Consider the following 12,218-nt stretch of genomic DNA (forward strand, 5'->3'; position numbering starts at 1 on the left):
AAACTTTCATTGTTATCTCCTTAAAGTATAAGTATGAAATTGCTTTCAGGGCAATATTTAACCTTATAATACTAAAAGGAAGGAGATCTCTCCTTCCTTTTAGTAACAACTTATATCCACCTTACCCTATCATGTAACAATCCATCAGTAAAATTATTATGCCCTATTACAAAATCCTTCATATATAAATTTAAATACTCACCGTACTTACTTTCTGTATTTAATAACAACTCCTCGACGTAATAAGCACCTTGTTCAAATTGATCTAAAAGTAAACTAGACAAGCTCGCATAAATTCCGCACCCTACCTGAAAATACGTTGCATTCGTTTTATATTTACGAAAAACTTGGCTACTATTCATTACATTATACATATATGTCTCACTATTTTCATAAACGAGTAACACACCGACCAAGTCCTCTCCAGCAACCTCTTCTTCCGCTGGATTAAACACTTTACGATTCCAGTTCCATAAATCTTCTACTTGATCTAAGTTCTGTCTAATTATATTTGTTGTATACTCATTAATTCGGTAAAGAAAACCAACTTCCATATTGAAGTTTTTCCCTAAAATTAATACTTCCTCATGTGGCATTAAACAACCATAGAATTCTTTTTCTCCTAACTTCACTTTATACTCTGAAGCATATACATCTTCATAAAAGTAAAGAGACCGATGATGACTCATATACATCGGATAACTCCAGATTGCTTCATCTAAAAATCGCTCTACTGCCCATGAAGCATAAAGTGTATGTGGCTTTATAAGTGCTGTATCATGCAAAAACGACGTGTCATGTTCTACAATATAACATGCTCTTGGCCTTTCATTTGGTCGTTCCTTCATAAGCTCAACAACCATCCATTGAACAACACCTGGATTCATACCTGAACCTATAATCGCTTTTGTATTTGTAAATTTCTCTTTCTCCTTCTCAAACCTTGTATATCTTTCCGTAAGCTGAAAGCCGATTAAGCTGTCGTCCTGATCTACTGCTTCATTTTCCAAGGCTGAATTAATATAACAAATTCCTAATTCATTACAGCAGCTTAATACTCTAACTGTATCTGCCCCTGAAACATCAATCACAACACTCGTACTTTTTTCTTTTAAATGTTGTTTAAATTCCACTACATTTTGAAGGTTTATCTCATATAAATATAATTGACCTTTCAAATTCGAAAACAACTCATCATAATAAGTCCTATCTTTTTGTTTTATATCCACTAAATGAAATTTGGCATTCTTTAATACTTCATAAATTGGATCTTTTTCATTTGCTATCGCTTGATTTAAAATTGCTAAAACTGCTTTTGCTGCTCCACCAGCACTACCAAGCAATGTAATTGATAACGAATTCGGAAACTGCTCCACGAACAAAACCCCTTTAATAAATTAGTTGAGCAACTCCTCCTCAAAAAATAAATTGAATACATAAAAAGATAGCTCGTACACAATTTTTATAAGTTAGTGCAAAGTTACCTTTTAAAAAATCACACTATACTATGTTTATATTCAATTCATTTTTCCCCTCATCTTCAAATTAAACTAAAACAAATAGGCTCGACCTTTTCTTCTCCATATAAAAGAAAAAGTCAGCCCTTCCAACTAATCTACGGACAATGGACGGATTTTACATGTTGAATATTCACATACATTTTTGCATCACGTGCTTTTGATATTTCAATATGACCTTCATCAATTTTCGCCATTTTTCCAATTTTATTGGACTCCTCACCTAAATCAAACACCATAATTTTCCCAGTCATTTTAATAAGCTGTTCTTCAAATGTTCTAGCTAATGTAATATTTAACGGATTTACGGGGAGTTCATTTTTATTGAGGGCATACGGTACTTGGTTTTCTTTATACGGAATTAACCATTTTAAATGCTTTAAAGATATATATACCGTTTTATAAACCGGACTATAAAAAACAATATAGTCGTTCATCACACTTGTAACATAACCATGTATTGGAGCATTTCCTGCTACATAAACTTCTGTAAAAATCCCTTTAGAAGTACTTAATACTTTTCTCAAAGAAATTGAAGGGGATTCCCTCTTAATTACAGAATCAACATCTGGTTTTAGTATGTCTTCGTCATGTGGTCTTAAAAATTTATAGTATTGTACATGATATAAAGATATATATACATAGTCTTGTCCATTGTAAAGAACAATAATGTCATTTCCTACGTCTATTAATATACCTTTAAACCTTTTTTCACCGATTAATTTAACATATATATTTTCCCCAATACTTTTGTTTAACTCATTCATCTATATCCTCCTTCCTATGAATTTCAGCTTTCCAATCTTCCGTTTCAAAAAAATAATCAGGGCAATGTTCTGTCTTAATAGTAAGTAATTCCTTTTCATACTATCGAAATAAGAAATTGTTCTTCTCTTTCCCTCATAATGCCCCTCTTATTTATTAAACATTATTCATCTTCATTCTTTTTACATTTCACTACTTGACTCACACTCTTAATATGATAATTAATGATATAAATAACTTCATCACCGTTTACTAGCGTAATACATTCTTCATGCACTTCACTTAATAAGCCTTCTACACACTCTGGGCCGCCACGATTAATCTTTACCCACTTATACTTCAAGTCACGTAATACATCGACAAAAGTATCATCATCAGAGCAGAAACATGAAACATAGCCATCACCACATTTACTTTCTTTCACTTTCTTAACTAGACTTTTCACATGTTTCAATTGGTAATATACTAATTCACCAAGAGGAAGTTGTAATGTAAGGTAATCTCTTCCTAACGATACAAGTACCCCCACTCGACTCTCTGGTCCACGAAGATTTACTTTTACAGTCTCACCGACTAAGCCTTTAATTTGTTCACAGCATAATATACTTTCCAAATTTATATCCTCCTTTCTTATTATCTTCCTCTTCTTGACTGTCTTTGTGCGCGAGCTCGACCTGAATTATTACTTTCACTTTCACTTTCGCTTTCTTCGCTCTCTCTACAAGGTACTGTTACACTCTTAATATGAGATACTGCAACTAATATAACTTCTTCTTTTACAATTAGTGTCACAAATTCACAAGAAACATCTTGTAAAATACCTTCAACTTTCTCTGGGCCACCACGATTAATTTTCACCCAGCAATATTTGAAGCTTTGAAGTAACTTTTCAAAGTCATCTTCACATTCACATTCCAACCATCTGCAATCATCTGCTTTACAATCTTTCGCATTTTTTGTAATACTTTTCAGATGACGAATCTGATAGTAATAGAGCTCTCCTTTTTCATTCTTTAATACAAAGTAATCCGAACATACAGCGACTATTGTCCCTTTTTGAGATTCTGGACCACCCCTGTTTACTCTCACAAAAGATCCAATTAAGTCTTTCAGAAAATCACAATGAAATAAACTCACGAGAAAACCCCTTCCATTAATTTATAAGCTTTTGCACTGATAGTATATGTATCTGTACAGGTTACGTTCTCTATGTTTGTCCTAGCTAGAAAAAAATATGCTTTTAACATGGTAGACTACTACCTATCAAAATTTGAAGAAAGGCTAAGAACTCCTTATGTTTTTGATATCTTCAAACAAAAAATCCCTTATGAATATACATTTCTGCATATCTTCATAAGGGATTTTCCATAGTTTAATCTTCGTCTTTAACATCCATATCTTCTGGAATTGGTTCGTTCAATATTTCTTCCACTAATTGCTTATATTTCTCCATTTGTTCTAAATGTGTATTAAATTGTTCTTTATTTACTAAATATTGCTCTCCATCGAATAGCGCACGAATTTTCTTTTGCTGAATTAACTCTTCAATATACGATTTTGGTAAATTCAAATACTCCGCAGTCTCTTCTACTGTTATATACAATGCGTTCATTCCTTTATTATTTTTTCATCTATACTGTATCTTACTTTATTTTTGTAAACAAATAAAAAAGATTTTGTAAATGCAGTTCAAAAAGCAGGTAGATGCATTCCATATATTGTATAGTATTATATAGTAAGAATTTTTTAAATATAGAATGGTATTACCCATTTACACAAAGGAGAGTTAACATATGGCTACTCGTCACATCATTACAATGTTAGAAAAAACACTACAAGTTGAAACAGAAAACACAATTTCTCATTTGAATGTATCTTTATCTGATCGTTTTCTTTCTCAAAGCACAGCAATACATGAAAACAATTGTTATCATACAATTGGTGAATGGTACAAAAATCACTTCTTATTCCAACAAGATGATTTCCTTTGGGCTAAATATGCCTTCTATGACGCATATTGTGAAGCCATCAAAAAACAAGGTCATCTTACAAAACGTGTTCGCCAAATATTAGAATCATTAGCTCGAATGCATGGAAAACAGTATATTGCTTCTATACTAAATATGCCATTTCCTAATGAACGCGCTAAAGGGACAGCGTAATTTAGCCATGTTCTGCGTAAGCAAAACATAGCTAAATTGTTTTCTAGGATGCTTTACCAATAAAATGTTCATATCATATGAACTGATGAAACCGGTGTCATTATAATGATAGAAAATATAGTAAACAGGAAAACCCCCACGTACATCTCTCATCCATTTGAATAGAGAAATACGTGGGGGTATACTTGTTCCTTATTATTTCATCATCTGCTTAATCAGTTCGCGATTTCTCTTCTTAAATACTTCATTATGAGAAGAAACCATTCCATACTCACTTGCATCTGGTTGGATAAATTGTTTTGCTTTATTCACAGCATTTCCCGCATCTTGGAATGCACCTGCAATTAAGTGTAGTTTCCCTTCGTGCTTTAAAATATCTCCAGCAGCATATAATCCATCTACTGAAGACTCACTATTTGCATTACCTGCAATATAATAATTATCTATAATTGCAACGTCTAACTCACTATTTTCTAATAATGTAATGTCGCGTTCATATCCATGATTAATAATAACTTCATCAATAGGTAAATGAGAAACCTCACCTGTTTCATGATTTGTTAATTCTACATATTCGATTGCTTCATGATTATCACCAGCAATTAATTTTGTAATCGATGTATTAAAGAAACACTCCGCCGAGCTGTTCATAAGTTGTTTTACTTGTGCTTCATGACCAGATAATTCTTCTTTTCTATACGTTACATACACTTTTTTCGCAATTGGTTCCAATTCATTTGCCCAATCAACAGCAGAATTGCCTCCACCGGAAATAATAACTGTTTTACCTTTGAAACGCTTTAAAGATTTAACTGTATAATTTAAATTCGATACTTCAAATCGCTCAGCACCTTCAATAGATAACTTTTGCGGTTTCAATATACCACTTCCTGTTGCGACGATAACTGTTTTTGAAAAGTGTTCTTCGCCAGTACTTGTTTTTAATGTAAAAGTACCATCTTGATTACGAATAATCGATTCTACTTTTGTATCTAATACAACTTCTGGCTTAAATGTTAACCCTTGCTGTACAAGTTGTTCAATTAACTTATCACCTGTAACTGGTAATAGTCCTCCTACATCCCAAATCATCTTTTCCGGATACACATGTATTTTTCCACCTAAATGTGGTTGAAATTCTATTATTTTCGTTTTCATTTCTCTGAGTCCACTATAAAAAGCTGAATAAAGCCCTGCAGGTCCTCCGCCTATCACGGTTACATCAAACAATTCTTCTCGATTCATTCGTGCTCACTCCTCAGCTATTAATCATTGATTATCATTCTCAATAAAATATAACCTGTTTCCGCAAAATTTACAATCAAAATTACTATTGACAATACACCTATATAAAATTATATTATTTAAAGAATCAATAGTGATAATCATTATCATTTTGTTAATAATTAGCAAATTTGAGATTACATCTTCTTTCATTAATATGGTTATTACTATATTATAAAATCTCATATTCAAGATTTTTAATAAATTATTTTGCATTACCACTACTATTTCAAAAAGATTACAGTTAAACAAATTATTGTATACACATATCATCTATGTTAAAGGAGAAAGACGATGAAAAAGTTATTTATTTCACTAACAGTTCTTTTCGTTCTTGTTATGAGTGCTTGTAGCAATAGCTCTACAGACAAAAAGGACGATGCAAAAGGTAGCAAATCAGAAACAATTACATACCAATCTGAAGATGGTAAAAAAGTAGAGGTTCCTGCAAATCCAAAACGCGTTGTTGTATTATCATCATTCGCTGGTAACGTAATGTCATTAGGAGTAAATCTTGTTGGGGTAGATTCATGGTCTAAACAAAACCCACGTTTTGATAGCAAACTTAAAGATGTTGCTGAAGTATCAGATGAAAATGTTGAAAAAATCGCTGAACTAAATCCAGATTTAATCATCGGTTTATCAAATATTAAAAATGTCGATAAGTTAAAGAAAATCGCGCCTACTGTAACATACACTTACGGAAAAGTTGATTACTTAACACAGCATTTAGAAATCGGTAAATTATTAAACAAAGAAAAAGAAGCAAAAACTTGGGTTGATGACTTCAAGAAACGTGCACAAGAAGCTGGTAAAGAAATTAAAGCAAAAATCGGTGAAGATGCTACAGTTTCTGTTGTAGAAAACTTCAACAAACAGCTTTATGTATACGGCGAGAACTGGGGCCGCGGAACAGAAATTCTGTACCAAGAAATGAAATTAAAAATGCCTGAAAAAGTAAAAGAAAAAGCATTAAAAGAAGGTTACTACGCATTATCTACTGAGGTATTACCTGAATTTGCTGGTGATTACTTAATCGTAAGTAAAAATAAAGATACTGATAACTCATTCCAAGAGACAGAATCATATAAAAACATCCCAGCAGTAAAAAATAATCGCGTATATGAAGCAAACATGATGGAATTCTATTTTAATGATCCACTTACATTAGATTTCCAACTAGACTTCTTCAAGAAGAGCTTTCTTGGTAAATAATACAAACATGAGGAATTCTTAATTTAAGAATTCCTCTTCCTTTATTCTATGAACAGAAAAGATGTGAAACGAATGACAAAAGATCATGACAATCCACGTTCTATAGCTTTTACATACAAACTAATTTTAAGCTTAATTGCATTCTTTCTTATTTTTATGGTTGCAATGGTATTAGGTGCTGCAGATACTTCGATAAAAGATGTATGGTCAGCACTCACTTCCTCCGCTAAAGGAGACAAAATATCTATTATTCGAGAAATACGTTTACCACGTGAAGTTGCTGCTATTTTTGTAGGAGCTGGATTAGCCGTTTCTGGAGCAATTATGCAAGGATTAACACGAAATCCACTTGCGGATCCTGGATTACTAGGGCTATCTGGTGGAGCAAATGCTGCACTTGCACTGACACTTGCTTTCAACCCTTCCATCAGCTATCTTTACTTAACATTAGCTTGCTTTATCGGTGCTGCAATTGGCGCAATTATGGTATTTGGAATTGGTATGGTGAAAAAAGGCGGCCTTTCTCCTCTTCGAATTGTATTAGCGGGTGCTGCAGTTTCAGCATTTCTACTCGCAATTTCAGAAGGAATCGGCATTTACTTTAAAATTTCACAAGATGTATCACTTTGGACTGCTGGTGGCGTAATTGGAACAACTTGGAACCAATTAAAAATTATTATTCCAGTCATTTCAATTAGTATCTTTATCGCTATCTTACTAGCAAAAAAATTGACAGTTCTTAGTTTCAGTGAGGAAGTGGCTATTGGACTAGGTCAAAAAATTATTGTTATTAAAACTATTTTATTTATCATTATTATCTTACTTGCAGGTGCATCTGTAGCGCTTGTTGGAAATATGGCATTTATCGGCTTAATGGTACCTCACATGGTACGCCCAATTGTCGGTCCAGATTACCGATTTGTTATACCGATGTCAGCAATTGCTGGAGCTTCCTTTATGCTACTTGCAGATACAATCGGACGTACTATTAACGCTCCATACGAAACACCAGTTGCAGCAATTGTCGCGATTGTAGGGTTACCATTCTTCCTATTCATTGTACGTAAAGGAGGAAAAACATTCTCATGATGCAATCTATTTTAAGAAAACAGCGTCTCATTATACTCACTTTACTTATAGTAATCATCACAACCATTGTAGTTGGAATGGGACTTGGTTCAGCATCTTTATCTTATGATCGACTACTCCCAACATTAATGGGGCAAGGGACTTTTAAAGAGGAGTTTGTTTTATACTCTTTAAGGCTACCTAGAATTGTCATTACATTATTAGCTGGTATGGCTCTCGCTTTATCAGGAGCTATTCTTCAAGGAATTACTCGAAATGATTTAGCTGAACCTGGTATTCTTGGTATTAACTCTGGGGCCGGTGTTGCTGTTGCTATTTTCTTTTTATACTTTCCAATAGATGTAGGTTCATTTCTCTACTTACTACCTGTAGTTGGATTTATCGGAGCATTTCTGACAGCTGTTCTAATTTACGTATTTTCATATAGTAAATCAACTGGACTTCAACCAATCCGATTAACATTAACCGGTATCGGTTTTGCATTTGCACTATCTGGAACGATGATTGTCCTTATTTCATCCGCGGATCGTATGAAAGTAGACTTTATTTCAAAATGGATTGCCGGAAATATTTGGGGAGATGACTGGATATTCGTTTTAGCAATGCTCCCATGGTTAATCGTATTCATTCCATTTATTTTCTATAAAGCAAATCGATTAAACATTTTAGCATTAAACGAACCAGTCGCAATCGGCGTTGGAATTGAAATTGAAAAAGAACGCAGATACTTATTAGTTGCAGCCGTTGCACTTGCAGCTGCAGCTGTTTCCGTAACAGGAGGAATTAGCTTTATCGGATTAATGGCTCCTCATATCGCGAAATCTTTAGTAGGTCCAAGACATCAAATCTTCATGCCTATCGCCCTTTTAATCGGCGGATGGCTATTATTATTAGCAGATACAATTGGAAGAAATATCGTTGATCCTAATGGCATCCCAGCAGGTATTGTCGTTGCTTTAATTGGGGCTCCTTACTTTATGTATTTGTTGCTTAAAAAAGCTTAAAAGACACCCTCAAGATCTTTTCTTGAGGGTGTCTTTGTTTCATTCTACTGCTGCCCATACCCTTCAAACTTCTTCGCCAAATTCTCCATCTCATCTTCTGGCAATAACTTCGGTTCTCCGACGCTTTTCGTTTGATAATAAATTTGTGCACAAAACTCAATTTCTTCCGCAACGGTAAATGCCATTTTTATATTATTTGCACCTGCAATTAAACCGTGGTTCGCAAGTAAAACAGCACGGCGATCAATCATGCATTCAAAAGCAGCCTCTGCTAATTGCTTCGTACCAAATGTTTCATACGGTGCACAGCGCACATTCGGTCCTGCGAAAGCAATTAAATACGACACAGCTGGAAGCTCCCATCCTAATGACGCAATCGTCTTCGCGTAAGGAGAGTGTGTATGCACAAGCGCATTTATATCTTCACGCTTCCTATAGTAAATAAGGTGCATATCTAATTCACTTGATGGTTTTCTCTCTCCTTCTACTACTTCACCATCTAAGTTTAATATAACTACATCTTCAGGCTTTGTTTCATAATACTCTAAACCACTTGGGCTAATCGCAACAAGACCTTGTTCACGATTAAAGATACTAATATTACCGCCCGTTCCCTTTGTTAAACCACTAGAAATCATTTTCTTTCCATACGCTACAATTTCTTCTCTTTCTTTTTGTAATAACATATACATCCCCCTAAGTATGAAGCTTATGATGACTGACTTTTATATTTATCTATTTATTGAAATAGCTTTTTTAAATTCTCCATAAACGGTGCCTTTACAATCCCTTTTTCTGTAATAATCGCTGTTACATTTTCATGTGGAGTAACATCAAATGCTGGATTATATACTTTACTTTCTTTCGGAGCAGAATATTGTCCGAAGCGATTAATTACTTCAGAAGCATCTCTTTCCTCGATGGAAATTTCTTTTCCTGTCGGTGTTTTCAAGTCGATTGTCGGCGTTGGCGCTGCTACATAAAACGGAATGTTGTAGTATTTCGCTAAAATAGATACGCCTAATGTTCCAATTTTATTTGCTATATCACCGTTCGCTGCCACACGGTCGCATCCAACAATTACAGCGTCAATCTTCCCTTGTGACATGACCATAGCTGCCATATTATCCGTAATGACAGTAACATCAATTCCCGCTCGCTGTAGTTCTAATGCCGTTAACGTTGACCCTTGTAATCTTGGACGTGTTTCATCCGAAAAGATTTTTAAGTCCCATCCTTTTTCTTTTGCTAAGTACATTGGAGCCGTCGCAGTACCATACTTAGTCGTCGCTAACGCACCAGCATTACAATGTGTTAATACTCCCATTCCATCATGGAATAATGTTAATGCATGTTCTCCAATTTGACGGTTAATTTCTTCATCTTCTCTATGAATTTCTTTTGCCTCTTCTAGTAATCTATCTTTCAACTGTGAGATTGATAAATGAATATTATCTGCCGCTACACTTTCCATTCTTTCAAGTGCCCAAAATAAATTTACTGCAGTCGGTCTTGATGTCGCCAAGTATGTACATACCTTTCTTACTTCATCCATAAATCCTTCTTCCGTACTTTCAGCAAATTCCTTTACCCCTAAATACACTCCATAAGCTGCTGAAACACCAATCGCTGGTGCACCTCGTACTTTCATTACTTGAATGGCATCCCACACACTTTCAGCTGTTTTAAATGATTCATAGACAATTTCATTCGGTAATAATGTTTGATCTAACAAAACTAAAGCATCATCTTTCCACTGAATTGGTATTAATTGCTCTTCCATCATATTCTCCCCTTACTCCGCGTAGTGCATTGACTGTTCTTTTAACGTTTCTACAAAACTTGTACCTGTTCTATATTGATTCGCTCGTAAAATAAAACTCTTCGCTACTTTAAGACAAATTCGCTCCGCTCTAGCACGTGCTTCCTCATTCTCAATACAAGTAATATCTTTTACTTTCGCTAATCCAACAATACGGCGGATTAATTCAAGACCTGTCACTGCAGCTGTATCCTCTAATACAGATTGTAAATATACTTCGTTAAAGCCTTCTTCCTTCGCCATAATCTCGGTCACATGAATATCCCAAGCATCTAAAAACTTCTTCTTAAATAAATCAATTACCTCTACCATCGTAGTTTGTAACCAATCCATATACGTATCTTTCTCAGCTCCAGGTGGCATCGTTGCATCTGCATTCACCCAAGCAAACATTAAATTCGCCATTACATTCCCAACGTCATATCCCATAGGTCCATAAAAAGCAAACTCAGGATCAATAACCTTTGTAGAATCATCTCTTACAAAAACAGAACCAGTATGTAAATCACCATGAAGCAATGCCTGTGCATTCGTCATAAAAGAAAATTTACGTTTCGCTACTTCCATACGAAGCTCTTTATCACTATAAATATGCTCCCTAATCCATCCCTCATTTAAAGGAAATAACTCATTACGCTTATTATGATTTGTAAATGGTTCTGAATATACGAGGTCCTCTGTAATCTCACATAATTCAGGATTTATATAATTCTTCACAAGTTCCTTCTTCTCTTTATGATTCATTACAACATCAGATGTTAATAAAAGTGTATTTACCATAAAAGTAGTTAAGTCGTCAGCAAGCTGCGGAAATATTTGATGATTTATAAGTGCTGTACGTAATATTGTGTGATCCGATAAATCTTCCATTACGCAACAGTTCATCACACTATCAAATAAATACACCTTAGGAACAAGTCCAGGTGCTAACTCATCCTCTAACTGCAAAACATCTGATTCTATGCGAATACGATTCGTCGACAACTTAAACTCATCTGAAATGCGAGCTGTATCCCCAGCTTGCTTTACGATGACAGAGATGTTCTCTTTTTCATCCCAAACGCGGAACACATAATTTAAATTGCCATCACCTATTTCTTTACACTTTAGCCCCTTTGCATGTTCAAACTTAGATAATTTCTCTTTCACATATGCAATCACATCTTTAGCTTCCATTAAAAAATACTTTGTGAACTTAGACATGGTTTCCCCTCCACACCAATTGTAAGCGTTTTCTAAAAGCTATAAAAAATAATAGGTTGAATTTTTTCATCCTATAAATATGTATTCTTCTTTTTGAAAGGTATATCTAGGTTTTATTATATCTCGTTAGCACTTTGAGTCAATATTTCTAACTATC

The 12,218-nt window shown here is 34.4% G+C and carries 13 protein-coding genes; 4 read left to right on the plus strand and 9 right to left on the minus strand.

What is annotated here, in order from left to right; genetic code table 11:
* Positions 1-110: 110 nt before the first annotated feature.
* The 5 genes from ACQGS6_RS15725 to ACQGS6_RS15745 all read right to left on the minus strand — a co-directional run bounded on the left by ACQGS6_RS15725 (position 111) and on the right by ACQGS6_RS15745 (position 3,894).
* A complete protein-coding gene (locus tag ACQGS6_RS15725; RefSeq protein ID WP_426965291.1) occupies positions 111-1,376 on the minus strand; it encodes an S-adenosylmethionine decarboxylase related protein in 1,266 nt (421 codons plus the stop codon).
* 239 nt (positions 1,377-1,615) lie between these two features.
* Positions 1,616-2,284, minus strand: coding sequence for a hypothetical protein (locus ACQGS6_RS15730; RefSeq protein ID WP_001004268.1), 669 nt, complete (start codon positions 2,282-2,284; stop codon positions 1,616-1,618).
* Positions 2,285-2,445: 161 nt separating this feature from the next.
* Positions 2,446-2,895, minus strand: coding sequence for a hypothetical protein (locus ACQGS6_RS15735; RefSeq protein WP_000443836.1), 450 nt, complete (start codon positions 2,893-2,895; stop codon positions 2,446-2,448).
* Positions 2,896-2,915: 20 nt separating this feature from the next.
* Entirely contained in the window at positions 2,916-3,419 is a 504-nt protein-coding gene (locus tag ACQGS6_RS15740; protein ID WP_098364991.1) for a spore coat protein, read from the minus strand.
* Between the two features lie 235 nt (positions 3,420-3,654).
* Complete coding sequence (locus tag ACQGS6_RS15745) at positions 3,655-3,894, minus strand: helix-turn-helix domain-containing protein (protein ID WP_001998970.1); 240 nt, start codon at positions 3,892-3,894, stop codon at positions 3,655-3,657.
* A gap of 181 nt (positions 3,895-4,075) precedes the next feature.
* Between ACQGS6_RS15745 and ACQGS6_RS15750 the strand changes: the two genes are divergently transcribed.
* On the plus strand, positions 4,076-4,444 hold the full coding sequence (locus ACQGS6_RS15750) for a hypothetical protein (protein WP_000235475.1): 369 nt from the start codon (positions 4,076-4,078) through the stop codon (positions 4,442-4,444).
* Positions 4,445-4,639: 195 nt separating this feature from the next.
* Here the strand turns inward: ACQGS6_RS15750 and ACQGS6_RS15755 are convergent, their stop codons facing one another.
* Positions 4,640-5,689 carry an NAD(P)/FAD-dependent oxidoreductase gene (locus tag ACQGS6_RS15755; protein WP_001078268.1) on the minus strand — a complete coding sequence of 350 codons (1,050 nt, stop codon included), beginning with the start codon at positions 5,687-5,689 and terminating at the stop codon, positions 4,640-4,642.
* A gap of 333 nt (positions 5,690-6,022) precedes the next feature.
* Between ACQGS6_RS15755 and ACQGS6_RS15760 the strand changes: the two genes are divergently transcribed.
* From ACQGS6_RS15760 to ACQGS6_RS15770, 3 genes are read left to right on the plus strand one after another with little or no spacing between them, the layout of a single operon-like run.
* Positions 6,023-6,943, plus strand: a complete 921-nt coding sequence (locus ACQGS6_RS15760) for an iron-hydroxamate ABC transporter substrate-binding protein (protein WP_000732591.1) — start codon at positions 6,023-6,025, stop codon at positions 6,941-6,943.
* Positions 6,944-6,991: 48 nt separating this feature from the next.
* Entirely contained in the window at positions 6,992-8,032 is a 1,041-nt protein-coding gene (locus ACQGS6_RS15765; protein WP_001998969.1) for a FecCD family ABC transporter permease, read from the plus strand.
* Entirely contained in the window at positions 8,029-9,036 is a 1,008-nt protein-coding gene (locus tag ACQGS6_RS15770; RefSeq protein ID WP_000983758.1) for a FecCD family ABC transporter permease, read from the plus strand. Before ACQGS6_RS15765 ends, ACQGS6_RS15770 begins: the two co-directional genes overlap by 4 nt.
* Before the next feature lie 44 nt (positions 9,037-9,080).
* On the opposite strand, the gene ACQGS6_RS15775 is transcribed toward ACQGS6_RS15770, so the two are convergent.
* Genes ACQGS6_RS15775 through mtnK form a run of 3 tightly spaced genes read right to left on the minus strand, consistent with a single transcriptional unit; the run spans position 9,081 to position 12,061 of the window.
* Positions 9,081-9,722 carry an L-fuculose-phosphate aldolase gene (locus tag ACQGS6_RS15775; protein ID WP_074625195.1) on the minus strand — a complete coding sequence of 214 codons (642 nt, stop codon included), beginning with the start codon at positions 9,720-9,722 and terminating at the stop codon, positions 9,081-9,083.
* Positions 9,723-9,775: 53 nt separating this feature from the next.
* Entirely contained in the window at positions 9,776-10,822 is a 1,047-nt protein-coding gene (gene mtnA / locus ACQGS6_RS15780) for an S-methyl-5-thioribose-1-phosphate isomerase (RefSeq protein ID WP_426965292.1), read from the minus strand.
* A gap of 9 nt (positions 10,823-10,831) precedes the next feature.
* A complete protein-coding gene (gene mtnK / locus ACQGS6_RS15785; RefSeq protein ID WP_000033217.1) occupies positions 10,832-12,061 on the minus strand; it encodes an S-methyl-5-thioribose kinase in 1,230 nt (409 codons plus the stop codon).
* Between the last annotated feature and the right edge of the window lie 157 nt (positions 12,062-12,218).

Origin of the sequence: Bacillus sp. GMs2/2 (assembly GCF_050172095.1) — a bacterium.
GTDB lineage: Bacteria > Bacillota > Bacilli > Bacillales > Bacillaceae_G > Bacillus_A > Bacillus_A cereus.